The organism is Idiomarina sp. A28L (assembly GCF_000218785.1).
Taxonomy (GTDB): Bacteria; Pseudomonadota; Gammaproteobacteria; order Enterobacterales; family Alteromonadaceae; genus Aliidiomarina.
In genome coordinates this window covers 86453-101133 of sequence record NZ_AFPO01000025.1, presented here as the reverse complement: position 1 = coordinate 101133, position 14681 = coordinate 86453, and the positions used below count along the sequence as shown (strand labels likewise).

The following is a 14681-nucleotide window of genomic DNA, read 5'->3' as shown; positions in this document are numbered from 1 at the left end:
TACCGCAATAGCGATAATGAAGAAGCCGGCAAGCCGCGTAACCCTAATGGTAAATCTTCGCCACGCAGCCGTAATAGCGGCAAGGGTCAAGGTAAAGGTAAGCCACAGCGGCAGCACCAAGGCGAAGCGAAGGGAAATACAAAAGGCAGTGAGCAGGGCAAATCAGGTAGTGGGAAAAAATAGTTAGTATGAATAGCGCATTATCAGTGAATGAAACAGGTGCGATTCAGCTTCGCACCGAGTGGAGCGAAAGCCACAGTGTTTGGTTGCGGTGGCCCTATCGTGAAGAAATTTGGCCGCAGCAGCCGGGTGAGCTAGCGCCGGTGCAGCAGGAGTTTTTACTTCTGTTGCAGGAACTTGCGGATGCTCAAATTCCAGTGAATTTACAAGTGGCGGTTGGCCATACTGATGCTGTGCAAGCGCTATTAGCCAAACAAGCATTTAGCGCGGCACTTGCTATTCAGTTACACGAAGTTGCTTATGGTGATATTTGGCTGCGTGATTGCGCTCCTTTCGCCGCTAAGCAAACCAGTAAGAATGAACAAGCTTCTGCGTGGCATTTTCAGTTCGATGGTTGGGGCGGTATCGATGATCAGTTCAACGATGATATTCAAGCTCGAAATTGGTTGAGTGAGAAACTTGGCTTGCTGAAATTAGGCGCCGGTATTGCAGAAGATAAAATGGTTTTGGAAGGGGGGGCTTTGCATCATGATGGTGAAGGCACCGCTATTGCTTGTGCTGGAAGTATATTATTTCGGCCAGGTAACGATGGCTTAACTGCTGCCGAGTTTCGGCTGAAACTACAGGGTTGCTTCGGTATCGAAAAAGTTTTGATGGTGCCGGGGCGTTTAGCTGCTGATGAAACCGGCGGGCATGTTGATAACCTTGCTGCTTTTATTGCGCCCGGTGAGGTAGTTATTGCTTATACTGATGATGCTAGCCATCCAGACTATGCGACCTGCAGGCGTGTGTTTGATTTTTTCGATGATGCGGTAGATGCGCACGGTCGGGCATTTGTGATTCACAAGCTGCCGTTACCGCGCGCACCGCGTTTAAGTGCTGCAGAAGCGGTTGATATCAAACAGCGGCATGGTGTTCGGCGGCGCATAGCGGGTATGCCGCTTATGGCGAGCTACGTGAATTTTTTGCGAGTTAACGCTAACGGAGATTCAGCTAGCGGTGGTTTTGCAAGTAAATTAATTGTAATGCCGGGCTTTGGCCTACCTACCGATGATATTGCGCGGAACCTGATGGCAAAGTGGTTGCCTGAGTATCGGGTAGTAACGGTGCCAGCTCGTGCATTGTTAGTAGGCGGTGGCGGTTGGCATTGTGCAAGCTTCGTTTATTGAAGGTTATTACTATTACTTACCTAGTGAATTAGTTCGCCGGTTAAATCGTAAATACAGCTTCAAGGGGCATAAAATGAATACGTTGAAGATTAAAAATTTCGCATGGGTGAAGGCTTCCACAGTTCTAGTTTCATTCATTGCTTTGGTTACATTAATGGGTTGCGGGCAACAGCACACCGGCGCTTATGGGCCGATGAACAATGTTGATAGCATTCACGTGCAGGCCTCTGGTTCAGCGCAAGGAATTCCCGATCAAGCTTTATTGCGGTTTGTAATTGTTGAAGATGGCGATGAGCTTGGAGTGCTAAAGCAAGAAGTTGATAATACAACCAGCACGTTTTTAGATGTGCTCTCCGAACTTAACGTACCGCGTGAGAATATTAGTTCTTGGCAGGTGGAGGTTACGCCACGTTATAACTACCGTGATGGTCAGCAAGAGTTTCTCGGTTATCGGGTAAGCCGCTCAGTGAATGTGAAGCTGGATGATATTGCATCGTTCGACGTGGTGATTGATCAAGCGTTAGCCGCTGATATTGGCCGAGTTGAGCAAGTTCGTTTTCAAGTAGCCGACCCGGCTCCTCTGTATGCCTTGGCGCGAGCTGATGCTATGGCGCAGGCTTGGCAGAAAGCGGAAGAGCTTGCTGCAGCGAGTAACCGCAGTATTGCGCGGGTACAAGAGGTTATTGAGCATGGTTCAGCGCCTGCGGTTACTGAAGGCATGATGGTGATGCGAAGCTCGGCAGATTCAGTAACAGAAGTAGGGCAGCAGAGCTTATCGGTGTCTGTGAGTGTTAAGTTCATTTTAGAATAATGGCAACCACATCGGTATTCTGGGTGGCGGAAAGCCCCCAGAATGTAAATGATTAGTACTGATTATAAATAAAGAATGAATCGATACCCAAAAGCCCCCAAAGATCCGAGCGATGAGCGCGCTATTGAACATCGTGCGGTAGATTTACTCAGCCGAAGAGAGCACAGCGAATATGAGCTGCGGCGCAAGCTTGAGCACAAAGGGTTTGATGTTGATGCTATTAAGCGTGTGCTTGAACGCTTGCAAAACAGGCAATGGCAATCAAATGAACGCTTTGCCGCAAGCTTTTTTCGCCAGCGAGTAGAGCAGGGGTATGGGCCTTTACGAATTCGTATGGAAATGAGCCAAAAAGGCCTTTCTGATTTAGAAATCGAAGCTGTTTTTAATGAAAGCGCCCCCGATTGGCGTGAATTGGCAAAAGATCGTTATCAACGGCGCTTTGCTAAATCTATTGAGTTTAAATTATTAGAACCAAAAGAAAGAGCTAAGCGACAACGCTTTTTGGCGCAACGCGGATTCACCGCTGAGCAAGTATATGCGGCGATTTCAGCTGCGGAAGATGATGACGAAGTGGCTGTTTTCTGAGCCCTCTCTATGCTAATCTAACCCCCTTTATCTTCTCCTGTTCGATGCATCTAAATTACTCTAGCTGGTGCGTTTATAAGTAGCGAGATGCTTGCAAAACCATATGATAAACCCAAATAACTAACTCAAGATACGAACTCAAGGCAGGATAGTACTTATGAGCATGACAAGCGCCGAAATCCGTACGGCTTTTTTGAATTTCTTCGCTGAGCGTGGCCATCAGGTTGTGCAAAGTTCCTCGTTGATTCCGGGTAATGATGCAACCTTGTTATTTACCAATGCCGGAATGGTGCCATTCAAAGATGTATTTTTGGGTACAGATAAGCGCAGCTATACACGAGCAACCAGCTCACAACGCTGTGTTCGCGCTGGTGGTAAACACAACGATTTAGAGAACGTAGGTTATACAGCGCGCCACCATACGTTTTTTGAAATGCTCGGTAATTTTAGTTTTGGCGATTATTTTAAACGCGAGGCGATTCAATATGCGTGGTCGTTTTTAACTGAAGAGCTAAAGCTGCCAAAAGAAAAGCTTTGGGTTACGGTATTTGAAGAAGATGATGAAGCCTACGATATCTGGGCCGATGAAATGGGTGTGCCTCACGAGCGTATTAGCCGTATTGGTGCCAAAGATAACTTCTGGCAAATGGGTGATACTGGGCCATGTGGGCCGTGTTCAGAAATTTTCTATGATCATGGTGAGGAAGTATGGGGTGGGCCTCCAGGAACGCCAGAAGAAGATGGCGATCGTTATATTGAGATTTGGAACTTGGTTTTCATGCAGTTTAACCGCCAAGCCGATGGCTCTATGGAACCATTACCACAACCTTCGGTAGATACTGGAATGGGCCTTGAGCGCATTGCCGCAGTGTTACAGCATGTTCATTCGAACTATGAAACCGATACCTTTGTGGCCTTGATTAAGGCGGCTGCGGAAGCGGTTGGTACGGAAGAACTCTCGGCACAATCGCTGCGGGTTATCGCTGATCATATTCGCTCTTGTTCATTCTTAATTGCCGATGGTGTGTTGCCATCAAATGAAGGCCGGGGTTATGTGCTACGCCGTATTATTCGCCGGGCAGTGCGCCACGGTTCAAAGTTAGGTGCTAGCGGAGCCTTTTTCCATAAACTAGTAGCTGAACTTGTGAACTTAATGGGTGAAGCTTTCCCTGAGCTTACTGGTGCGCAAGAACGCATTGAAAAAGCACTTTTGCAAGAAGAGCAGCAGTTTGCTCGCACCTTACAGCGCGGTATGAGCTTGCTTGAAGAAGAAGTAGCTACCTTACCAGAAGGCGGCACATTAGCAGGTGATGTTGCGTTTAAACTCTACGATACCTATGGCTTCCCTTACGATTTAACGGCCGATATTTTGCGTGAACGCGGGTTTGCATTAGATCAAGCAGGTTTTGATAAAGCCATGGCGGAACAACGCGCTCGAGCACAACAAGCTTCGCAATTCGGCGCTGATTATAACGAACGGTTAAAATCCGAAGTAGTTTCCGAGTTTCAAGGCTATAGTGCCTATGAAAGCAACGCTACTATTGCCGAAATTTTTGTTGGCGGTGAATCAGTTGCGCAGTTGGCAACAGGTGAAGAGGGCATTGTAGTGTTAAATAGCACCCCTTTCTACGCCGAAAGTGGCGGGCAAGTGGGTGATATTGGTGTGTTAGAGGTGGCTGGTGAACCGGTGTATACGGTTACCGATACGCAATACATTGGCAAGGCGATCGGGCATCACGGTACTGCCGATATCGATTTGAAAGTAGGTGATAGTGTATTGGCGGTGGTTGATGATGAGCGCCGTTGGGCGATTCGCCGTAACCATTCGGCGACCCATTTGATACACGCGGCATTACGCAATGTTTTAGGCGAGCATGTGGCGCAGAAGGGCTCGTTAGTGAATGAGCAACGGTTGCGTTTTGATTTTGCTCACCCGCAAGCGGTTACTGCTGCTGAACTACAAGCTATTGAAGCGCAAGTAAACGAACAAATTCGATTAAACGTTGCGTTAACTACTGATATTTTACCGATTGAAGAAGCCAAAGCTCGTGGGGCTATGGCATTGTTTGGTGAGAAATATGCCGATGATGTGCGGGTAGTGCAAATGAGCGATTACTCGCTTGAGCTCTGTGGTGGAACTCATGTGGAACGCACTGGTGATATCGGTGGTTTCCGGGTGGTTGCAGAAGCTGGAATTGCGTCCGGCGTGCGCCGGATAGATGCGGTTACCGGTGCTGGCGCAGTTGCTTATAATTTGGCGCAGCAACAAAAGCTCATGGAAGCGGCAAGCTTGTTAAAGAGTGATCCTGCCGCACTCGCTGATCGTATAGAACAAATGTTAGGAAAACAGAAGTTGCTTGAGAAGGAACTAGCTGATCTGCAAAAGCAGGCATCTGCGCAAGCAGGCGCATCTTTGCTAGATGAAGCAAAAGATGTGCATGGTGCAAAAGTGATTGTAGCTGAAGTACATAACACAGAAGCAAAAGCTTTGCGTGAAATGGTAGATGATTTAAAAAACCGGCTTGGTGAAGGTATTGTTGTTTTAGGTTTACGCCAAGATGGGAAAGTAAGTTTGATTGCGGGAGTTACCAAGGGTTTAACTGCTAAAGTTAAAGCGGGCGATTTGGTTAATTTTACAGCATCGATGGTAGGTGGTAAAGGTGGCGGGCGGCCCGATATGGCGCAAGCCGGTGGTACTGAGCCAGATAACTTAGATAAAGCATTAGCAGAAACCACAACTTGGTTGCATGAAAAGTTGATTTAACGCTTTCATGGCAAGCAGGTAGTAGCAAATTAGGCAGTGATTTTTTCCGTACGTTATGAAAGTGTAAAGATTATTGATTTTCGTACGGAATCTTTGTGATTCACTACTTATTCTAATGTGCTGTGCTAAGATTTAATCAGAAGCTGTCATATGTTCTATCGATCCTTCTCTATACCGCGAAACTCCCATGTAAAAGGAATCGCGGAAAGAACAGAAGAGATCAGAAAATAGCGGCTAAATATGAAGATTGTCATATCGCGAAATGTAGGGAAGTTGATACTATGCCCAAGCTTCTGTTTTAGTGCGTCACAGTGGGTCGCACGAGAAGCTAACTTGAAAGGAGCAGATGGATGCTAATTCTAACGCGACGTGTCGGAGAGACATTAATGATCGGTGATGATGTAACGGTCACTGTCTTGGGCGTAAAGGGAAACCAAGTACGCATCGGTGTTAATGCTCCGAAAGATGTTTCAGTTCATCGTGAAGAAATATATATGCGAATTCAAGCTGAAAAAGAAGAAAATGCCGAGAACGAATAAGCATTTATTCTGGTGATTTTTCGCAGAAATTGAAAGAACAGACAAAGAATAAAGAAGCCGGCTATGCCGGCTTTTCTTTTGCAAATCTCGATAAAAGTGGCAAAATTTAGACATAATGCTTAAATATGCCGCAGTTAGTAGCGCAAAGATAAAAAAGCGTTTGACATGCTCGCTCAAATCGCTATCATTCGTGCCCACAAGTTGCGGTGAGGTGGCCGAGCGGCTGAAGGCGCTCCCCTGCTAAGGGAGTATAGGGTTTATAGCCCTATCGAGGGTTCGAATCCCTCCCTCACCGCCAGTTTTGATAAGATGATGCATAATAGAAAATTAGAAGTATGTTTTCGGACACTCCTTTAGTTTTTTGCTAGAATTCATTTCGTGACGCGCTCGTAGCTCAGCTGGATAGAGTACCTGGCTACGAACCAGGCGGTCGGAGGTTCGAATCCTCCCGAGCGCGCCAATTCAAAACTTTGCAAACAACTTGTGTACAAAGCACCATGTTCAATAGGGTCAATACGCGCTCGTAGCTCAGCTGGATAGAGTACCTGGCTACGAACCAGGCGGTCGGAGGTTCGAATCCTCCCGAGCGCGCCATTGATTCCCCTCATTACAATCCTTTATTGTTTGTCGCTATACCCCTTATCATTCTGCTGCATAGGGTTAGGCCTTTCCTTTCCCGCGTGTCCACTTTACAATTGAATAACAAACTTAAACGCAAGTCGATTAAGCATTCATTGCTGGGGCGTATTATGTCTGAATTGTTTGCCGATACATTTGAAATAATGCTTGCCGGAATGGGCGGCGTATTTGTATTTCTGATTGTATTAACCTTTGCCGTTGGGTTGCTTACTAAGCTATTTCCCGAGATTGCAGTTGCTAAAACTGATGAAACCCAATCTGCAAGCAAAAACCTACCCGAATCTGAAACGCCAAGTAAGGCATCTTCTGCAGCCAAGCTTGCTGCGGTTACCGTTGCAGTTCAAAAATATCGGCAGGCGCGAGGAAGTGCTGCAGACCCACAGGAGTAATTCATGTCTAAACCTCTTTTACTAACCGAGCTTGTTCTTCGAGATGCCCATCAATCACTTTTGGCCACTCGTTTGCGAATCGACGATATGTTACCGATCGCAGAGAAACTCGATAAAATTGGCTACTGGTCTTTAGAAACATGGGGTGGAGCAACGTTTGATTCGTGTATTCGTTACTTAGGTGAAGATCCTTGGGAACGTTTGCGAGAATTGAAAAAGGCGATGCCAAATACGCGCCAACAAATGTTACTACGCGGGCAAAACCTGCTTGGTTATCGCCATTATGCAGATGATGTGGTTAAACGATTTGTAGAGCGTGCTCGCGTTAATGGCGTGGATGTTTTCCGTATTTTTGATGCGATGAACGATGTTCGTAATTTGAAAACAGCGATAGAAGCCACGATAGCCAACGATGGCCATGCACAAGGTACTTTATCGTATACTGTAAGCCCAGTGCACACTCGTGAACGTTGGGTATCTATGGCGCTAGAAATGGAAGCGTTAGGGTGCCATTCGATTTGTATTAAAGATATGGCAGGCCTTTTACGCCCATATGAAGCGGAAGCGTTAATTACCGATTTAAAAGCTAACCTCAAGATTCCAGTTGCAATGCAATGCCATGCAACAACAGGATTAAGCACCGCAACATATCAAAAAGCGATTGATGCCGGCATAGATATGCTAGATACGGCTATTTCTTCCATGAGCATGACGTACGGGCACAGTGCAACAGAAACTCTTGTAGCTATGGTAGAAGGCACTGAACGCGATACCGGCCTCGATTTAGTAGCTTTGGAAGAGATCGCTGGGTACTTCCGCCATGTGCGAAAAAAATATGCACGCTTTGAAGGTTCTTTAAAAGGTGTTGATGCGCGTATTCTTTTGGCGCAGGTGCCAGGCGGTATGTTAACCAATATGGAAAACCAGTTACGCGAGCAAAAAGCATTGGATAAATTTGATGCCGTGTTGGAGGAAATTCCGCGGGTTCGCGAAGATCTTGGTTTTATTCCATTAGTTACGCCAACCTCACAAATTGTTGGAACACAGGCTGTTTTGAACGTACTTACTGGTGAACGGTATAAATCAGTAACCAAAGAAACGGCAGGTGTTTTAAAAGGCGAATACGGTGCTACAGCGGCTCCGGTAAATGCTGAATTACAAAAAACAGTATTGGGCGACGCTGAGCCTATTACTTGCCGGCCAGCTGATTTGCTTGAAAATGAACTAGATGATTTAACCAAAGAACTGCAAGCAAAAGCTAAGGCTGAAAAGATTCGGCTGGCGGAAGCGGAAGTGGATGATGTTCTCACTTATGCGCTTTTCCCACAAATCGGCTTGAAATTCCTAAAAAATAGAGACGACCCTAGCGCTTTTGAACCTGCTCCAGGCACTGAGAAAGAAAAACCGGTGCAGAAATCAGAAACCGGTGATAACAGTATTGAACGGTATGATGTTTGTATTTCTGGAGAATGTTTCTCTGTAGAAGTAGGGCCGGATGGAAGCTTGAAAGCTTCTGAACAAGCTCAGGCACTAAGTAAAAGCAATGAACAGCAAAGTGTATCGAAAACATCTGATAAACCAGTAAGCGGCGATACACGCCCGGTAAACGCGCCTTTATCTGGCAACCTTTGGAAATACCAAGTGAAGCCAGGCGATAAAGTGGCGGCAGGTGATGTAGTGGTTATTCTGGAAGCGATGAAGATGGAAACTGAAGTGCGTACCGAAATCGCTGGCACAGTGGCAGAAATAACAGCGCGCGAGGGTGATAGCGTAATTTCTGGTGATGTGTTGTTAACGTTGCAAGGAGCTTAAGCTTTGGAAACCTTAAATACCCTGTGGGCAACAACGGGTGTTGCATCGCTTACTATTGGTGCATTAGTGATGATCGTGGTGGGGCTAGTGCTCATCTACCTAGCCATAGTGCATAAATTCGAACCGCTGCTACTACTGCCCATAGGCTTTGGCGCAGTGCTCACGAATATTCCGTTAGCGGGTATGAATGAAGCGGGTGGTGTGTTGCACACACTCTATACTTCTGGTGTTGCCACTGGGCTTTTCCCGTTGTTGATATTTCTCGGCGTTGGCGCCATGACCGATTTTAGCGCGCTGTTGGCAAACCCAAGAATGTTGCTGCTTGGGGCGGCCGCTCAGTTTGGTATATTTGCCACTCTCATCGGTGCGGTTGCACTGAACTTAGTGCCGGGTGTTGAATTCACTATTCAGCAAGCGGCAGCTATCGCTATTATTGGCGGTGCCGATGGCCCCACTGCGATTTACTTATCCTCGCAGCTAGCTCCTGAGTTACTTGGTGCGATTGCCGTTGCTGCCTATTCGTATATGGCCTTGGTGCCCGTATTACAGCCACCAATTATGCGTTTGTTAACCACTAAAAAAGAACGCGAAATTAAAATGGTGCAGCTGAAACCGGTATCGAAGCGGGCGAAGATACTATTCCCTATTATGGTACTGATACTCACCTTTTTATTGTTGCCTACAGCTGCACCACTTATCGGAATGTTCTGTTTTGGTAACCTCATGCGTGAATCGGGTGTGGTAGATCGCTTAAGTAAAGCGGCCCAAAATGAGCTTATTAACCTAGTAACTATTTTCTTAGGGTTGGCTGTAGGTGCGCAGCTTACGGCTACTTCATTCTTAACTGTGCAAACCTTAGGTATCTTGTTGCTGGGAGCTTTTGCTTTTTGTTTAGGAACTGCTTCTGGTGTGCTGATGGCGAAATTAATGAACGTAGTGAGCAAGCAGGATATCAACCCACTCATTGGTGCTGCTGGCGTTTCTGCAGTGCCCATGGCGGCTCGGGTAGTGAATCAAGAAGGCTTGCGTGCAAACCAACATAATTTCTTGCTGATGCACGCTATGGGGCCAAATGTTGCGGGTGTGCTTGGTTCCGCCGTGGCGGCAGGGATTTTGTTAGCGTTAGCTGGCTAACTTACTTGTGAATAACGCGCTGCTTAAACGATTACAGCGCGATGATCATGCTCTGGTTCATAGGTTGGTGAGCCAGAGCATTACTGTATAAAAAGCCGCAATAACTGCGCTAATTACAATTATGTAGATATATCCCTGTTTGCCATCACGAATTCTATGCCCGCGCATTTGTAAGTACAGTGTCCAAATTACGCAAAGCAAAAGGGGGATAAGGAAAAGAAATCGAATCATAACATTACTCCGGTGGTGCTAATGAATCGGTTGCATCAGCTTCTAAATTATCGGTTTCTAAATTATCGGTTTCCAAATTATCAGCTTCCAAGCTACGCAGATCTTGTGCCGCCTGTTCAGCATGATCGAGTAGAGCTTCTAAACCACTAATCTGATCAGCAATTAAACCCACATCTCTTTCGGTTACCGCGTTCTCTAAATTTGCCGCTTTATCCGCTAACGCATTTAGGCCTAAGTTTGCCGCCGCGCCTTTTAACGAATGGAAATATCGGCGCGCATTATCATGCTGGCCGCGGCTAATAAATTCGGATACTTTTATAGCACTGCCGCGATAGCTACTAACCAAATGATCAAGCAACTTTGTATAAAGTTCAACGTTGTGGTTAATTCGGCTTAAGGCCTGTTCTAGTTGAATACCCCGCATTTGTGGATATCGATGCGGAGCCTCCGATAGCTTCGCTTCTACCGCGGGTTTTTCGCTTTGTGTGTAAGGGCCGGGAACCGCCCATTTACTAATTTGCATGAGTAACAGCGCTTCATCTATCGGCTTTGGAATGTGCCCTTGCATGCCTGCCGCCAACGATTTTTCGGCATCGCCACTCATAGCGTTTGCAGTCATTGCTAGTATCGGCAGCTGTTGATAGCTGTAGAACTGACGAATTCGTTCAGCTGCTTGATAACCATCCATGATTGGCATTTGAATATCCATTAACACAATTGCATATTGGTTATCCTGTACCATAGCAACGGCTATTTCGCCATTTTCTGCTATATCCACTACAAAACCATGGCCTGTTAGCATCTCTCGGGCAACATGCTGGTTAATTTCATTATCTTCAACCACCAACAAAGGCGCACCTTGCAATGTATCGGGAATACTCTGTGCGTGCTTCTCTGCACTCTGTTGTTTGCGGCTGCCAAACATTGCACCAGTCATTACTCTTGCGAGCGTAGCGGTGGTATAGGGCTTGGTAATAAAATCATCGGTTCCTACTTGGCGAGCTTTCTCTGCAAGCTCTTCAGCATAATAGCCGGTGGCAAGAATCATTTTCGGTTGCTGTTCAACAGGAATTTTTTGTTTAATCCGCTCAACTAAGCTCAACCCGTCCATACCCGGTAAGCGCCAATCGATCAACATAAGCTGATAAGGCTTGCCCTCAGCTACTGCCGCAATAACTTGTTTCATCGCTTGTTCGCCGCTGTGGCAGGTGTAAGCATCCATTTGATATGAGCGTAGGGTTTCTTTGAGCATTTCTCGCGTGCTGGTATTGTCGTCTACTGCGAGCACGCGAACACCGCGCAGTTGCGACATCAGCAGTTGATGATGCGAGCTATCTTGGCTTTCTTGCAATGGCAATACGAGCTCGATAAAAAAGTTAGAACCTTGGTTAGCGCTGCTGCTAACACCTATATCGCCTTGCATTAACGTAACCAAGCGGCGAGAAATGGTGAGGCCTAAACCTGTTCCACCAAACTTACGGGTAGTAGATGTATCGGCTTGGGTAAACGCTTGAAAAAGCTTTGCTGTTTGTTCTGCGGTCATTCCAAGGCCAGTATCTTTTACTTCTATCCGTAACCATACCTTATCTTCGCTACGATCGAGTAAGGTACAAGAAACGTTAATTTCACCATCATCGGTGAACTTTATGGCATTACTCACCAGATTAATTAAAACCTGTTGCAAGCGCAGTGGGTCGCCCATTAGCATAGTGGGGATATTGGCGGGTAAGTTAATAATGAACTCTAAACCTTTATCGTAAGCTTTATAAGCAAACATATCCGCGAGCGTGCCTAAAACCTCATCGAGATCAAATGGGATGCGCTCAATGGTTAATTTATTAGCTTCAATTTTTGAAAAATCGAGGATATCGTTAATAACACCAAGCAGTGCCTGTGATGATGAATCGATTACTTTTACATAGCGCTGTTGCTTATCGGTAAGTTCTGTTTTTAGAGCTAAGTTAGCCATACCCACAATAGCATTAATTGGCGTGCGAATTTCATGGCTCATATTGGCTAGAAAATCACTTTTCGCAAGGTTCGCCGTTTCTGCGGTAGCTCTCGCTTCTTCTGCTGTTTCACGAGCACGAGACATCTCTTCGGCTGCTCGTTTGCTACTAGAAATATCGTAATAACTGCCAAGAATACCAATTACTTCACCGTATTCATCGTATAGCGGTACACTTGAATGTTCTGCCCAGCGCACGTGCTGCAACGATTCATCATCGATATTCAGTTGAATGCGAACTTCTTGGTTACACGATGGAACTTGCTGCGTTAACGTTTGTTCATCACGAGCACGAAGTTCCGGATTTTGTGCCAGCAAGGGGAGATCGTTATCCGTTAAACCATGCAATTCTTGTACCGAGGAAAGGCCGAAATCGCGCAAAAAGCCAGGATTGGCACCAACGAACCGCAAATCTTTATCACGCCAATAAACGCGATTTGGCAAATCGTTAAAAACTTGCTGAAGTAACTGAGTGCTAGAGGTTGAAAAAAATTCAGGTTTTGCTGTTCCGGTATTTAAGGTGCTCTCGCGATAACCGCGCCATGTTTGCCAGCCATAAACTAACGCCATTGCTAGTAGAACAACAGCAACAATAGCGGGGATTGGAGCAGGCATCGCCAAAATAGCAACACAGCCGAGAATATTCCAAAGCCAATAGCTGTGATGCAATAAAACCCAAATTCGGGCGCGTGGTTTCGCTTTCAAACTGTATTCCTTTCGCTGCATTTTGCCAATGAATGTGGCACACTAAGGCTTATCATATCAGACAATTTCCGGGATGTTGCCTTGTCAATGAAGCAAACCATTCGTTTAGAGCAATTCGAGCAAGCAGATATACGCACTGCATTGGCAAAAATGAATCGTGGTATTGAGCGGGAAACGCTACGCATCACAAGTGAAGGGCAGCTAGCTACCACCATGCATCCGGCTGCTCTAGGTGCTACGTTAACGCACCCTTTAATTACTACCGATTATGCCGAAGCTCTGATGGAGTTCATAACGCCGGTAAGCACCTCAATTTCCACTACTTTAGCGCAATTGCGCGATGTTCACCGTTTCAGTTATCAACATATCGGCGAAGAATATTTGTGGCCGCTAAGCATGCCTTGTTACCTCAATGACACCAGCGATATTCGCCTTGCTCAATTTGGCAAATCACATGTGGGTAGAATGAAAACCGTTTATCGCCAAGGCCTAACACATCGTTATGGCGCGGTTATGCAAACGATTTCCGGGGTGCATTTTAATTGGTCGGTAAGCGATGAACTTTGGCCGTTGCTGGCTGCCGCCGATAGTAGAGAGAATAATGCTGATTATCGCTCGGAGCGATACTTTGGATTAATTCGAAACTTTAAACGCTGGGCTTGGGTAATTCCTTACCTATTCGGAGCCTCGCCGGTATTGTGTAAATCTTTTTTAAAACACAGTTCAGCGAACCTAGATTTCCATGAGTTAAGTTCAGGAATGGTGTATGTTCCGCATGCAACATCACTGCGCATGAGTGATTTAGGCTATACCAACAAAGAACAAGCTGCGTTGAATATCACCTATAACTCACTTGATGATTATGTGGCTGGCTTACGCAGAGCTGTTTTCACACGCTCGGATCAATTTGCCAATATAGGTGTGCGTAACGGCGATAATTGGCAACAGTTGAATGCCAATATTCTGCAGATTGAAAATGAATTTTATTCACCGATTCGGCCAAAACGGGTAACTGAATCGGGAGAAACGCCAACGCAAGCGCTCGAACGAGCCGGAATTCAATATATTGAAGTACGAGCTTTAGATGTGAATCCATTTTCAGATGTGGGTATAACTGCCGAGCAAATGCGATTTCTAGATTTGTTCTTATTGTTTTGTTTATTTACCGATAGCCCTGAACTGAACATTGAGTGCCAGCAAGCCACTGAGAAAAACGTTAATAAAATAGTGTTGCGTGGCCGTGAGCCTGGTTTAACCTTAACCGATGAAGTTGGTGAACTATCAGTGCAAGAACGCTTACAGCATCTTTTTGCGGAGTTGGAGAAACTGGCAACGCTTTTAGGTGAAGAATCCGCCGTGTATCAGCAGGCATTACAAGCATTCGCTCCGGCTATTGATAACCCTGAAGCTACTTTTTCTGCGCGGTTATTGCGGATGTATGAAGAAGCTAGCAAGCTATATCAACATGTTGGCATGCGCTTAGCAGTTGAGTATAGAGATGAGTTGATGAATTCTGAATTTGAGCATTATTCGGAATCTGATTTCCAGAAAATGGCGGCAGAATCGCTCGCCGCACAAGCTGAGATAGAAGCCAAGGATACGGGTAGTTTTGGTGATTTTTTAACGGCTTACTTTGAACGCGCATTGGATAAAAAAAAGCGCGCCTAAAAGGCGCGCTAACCAAACTTACCAAGGGATCTTACACATGAAAACTC

10 protein-coding genes and 3 tRNA genes are annotated in these 14681 nt (G+C 46.0%); 12 read left to right on the top strand and 1 reads right to left on the bottom strand.

Going from position 1 to position 14681, the window contains the following annotated elements; translation table 11 throughout:
* Positions 1-188 precede the first annotated feature (188 nt).
* The 11 genes from A28LD_RS10710 (at position 189) to A28LD_RS10660 (ending at position 10022) form a co-directional block, all read left to right on the top strand.
* Complete coding sequence (locus tag A28LD_RS10710; RefSeq protein WP_007421100.1) at positions 189-1349, top strand: agmatine deiminase family protein; 1161 nt, start codon at positions 189-191, stop codon at positions 1347-1349.
* A gap of 73 nt (positions 1350-1422) precedes the next feature.
* Positions 1423-2160: an SIMPL domain-containing protein gene (locus A28LD_RS12055; RefSeq protein ID WP_139043582.1), complete on the top strand. Its 738-nt coding sequence runs from the start codon at positions 1423-1425 to the stop codon at positions 2158-2160.
* Between the two features lie 75 nt (positions 2161-2235).
* Positions 2236-2745 (top strand): regulatory protein RecX, encoded by a 510-nt coding sequence (locus tag A28LD_RS10700; RefSeq protein ID WP_007421098.1) that lies wholly within the window; start codon positions 2236-2238, stop codon positions 2743-2745.
* A gap of 157 nt (positions 2746-2902) precedes the next feature.
* Positions 2903-5509: an alanine--tRNA ligase gene (gene alaS, locus A28LD_RS10695; protein ID WP_007421097.1), complete on the top strand. Its 2607-nt coding sequence runs from the start codon at positions 2903-2905 to the stop codon at positions 5507-5509.
* A 350-nt stretch (positions 5510-5859) separates the two neighbouring features.
* Entirely contained in the window at positions 5860-6048 is a 189-nt protein-coding gene (gene csrA / locus A28LD_RS10690; RefSeq protein ID WP_007421096.1) for a carbon storage regulator CsrA, read from the top strand.
* 205 nt (positions 6049-6253) lie between these two features.
* Positions 6254-6346: transfer RNA gene (locus A28LD_RS10685), tRNA-Ser, on the top strand.
* 85 nt (positions 6347-6431) lie between these two features.
* Positions 6432-6508: transfer RNA gene (locus A28LD_RS10680), tRNA-Arg, on the top strand.
* A gap of 57 nt (positions 6509-6565) precedes the next feature.
* Positions 6566-6642 (top strand) — tRNA-Arg (locus tag A28LD_RS10675).
* A gap of 155 nt (positions 6643-6797) precedes the next feature.
* Positions 6798-7076 (top strand): OadG family protein, encoded by a 279-nt coding sequence (locus A28LD_RS10670; protein WP_007421095.1) that lies wholly within the window; start codon positions 6798-6800, stop codon positions 7074-7076.
* 3 nt (positions 7077-7079) lie between these two features.
* The gene (gene oadA, locus A28LD_RS10665) at positions 7080-8888 is read left to right on the top strand and encodes a sodium-extruding oxaloacetate decarboxylase subunit alpha (protein ID WP_007421094.1); all 1809 of its coding nucleotides are present in this window, start codon (positions 7080-7082) and stop codon (positions 8886-8888) included.
* 3 nt (positions 8889-8891) lie between these two features.
* Positions 8892-10022: a sodium ion-translocating decarboxylase subunit beta gene (locus tag A28LD_RS10660; RefSeq protein WP_007421093.1), complete on the top strand. Its 1131-nt coding sequence runs from the start codon at positions 8892-8894 to the stop codon at positions 10020-10022.
* Between the two features lie 235 nt (positions 10023-10257).
* On the opposite strand, the gene A28LD_RS10655 is transcribed toward A28LD_RS10660, so the two are convergent.
* Complete coding sequence (locus A28LD_RS10655) at positions 10258-12966, bottom strand: response regulator (protein WP_007421091.1); 2709 nt, start codon at positions 12964-12966, stop codon at positions 10258-10260.
* A gap of 87 nt (positions 12967-13053) precedes the next feature.
* On the opposite strand from A28LD_RS10655, the gene gshA reads away from it, so the two are divergent.
* Positions 13054-14634, top strand: coding sequence for a glutamate--cysteine ligase (gene gshA / locus A28LD_RS10650; protein ID WP_007421090.1), 1581 nt, complete (start codon positions 13054-13056; stop codon positions 14632-14634).
* The last annotated feature ends 47 nt before the right edge of the window (positions 14635-14681 follow it).

Excerpts from the sequence above, each read along its gene's own strand:
- A28LD_RS10710 (WP_007421100.1), top strand. The coding sequence starts at position 189 with ATGAATAGCGCATTATCAGTGAATGAAACAGGTGCGATTCAGCTTCGC.
- A28LD_RS12055 (WP_139043582.1), top strand. The coding sequence starts at position 1,423 with ATGAATACGTTGAAGATTAAAAATTTCGCATGGGTGAAGGCTTCCACA.
- A28LD_RS10700 (WP_007421098.1), top strand. The coding sequence starts at position 2,236 with ATGAATCGATACCCAAAAGCCCCCAAAGATCCGAGCGATGAGCGCGCT.
- alaS (WP_007421097.1), top strand. The coding sequence starts at position 2,903 with ATGAGCATGACAAGCGCCGAAATCCGTACGGCTTTTTTGAATTTCTTC.
- csrA (WP_007421096.1), top strand. The coding sequence starts at position 5,860 with ATGCTAATTCTAACGCGACGTGTCGGAGAGACATTAATGATCGGTGAT.
- A28LD_RS10670 (WP_007421095.1), top strand. The coding sequence starts at position 6,798 with ATGTCTGAATTGTTTGCCGATACATTTGAAATAATGCTTGCCGGAATG.
- oadA (WP_007421094.1), top strand. The coding sequence starts at position 7,080 with ATGTCTAAACCTCTTTTACTAACCGAGCTTGTTCTTCGAGATGCCCAT.
- gshA (WP_007421090.1), top strand. The coding sequence starts at position 13,054 with ATGAAGCAAACCATTCGTTTAGAGCAATTCGAGCAAGCAGATATACGC.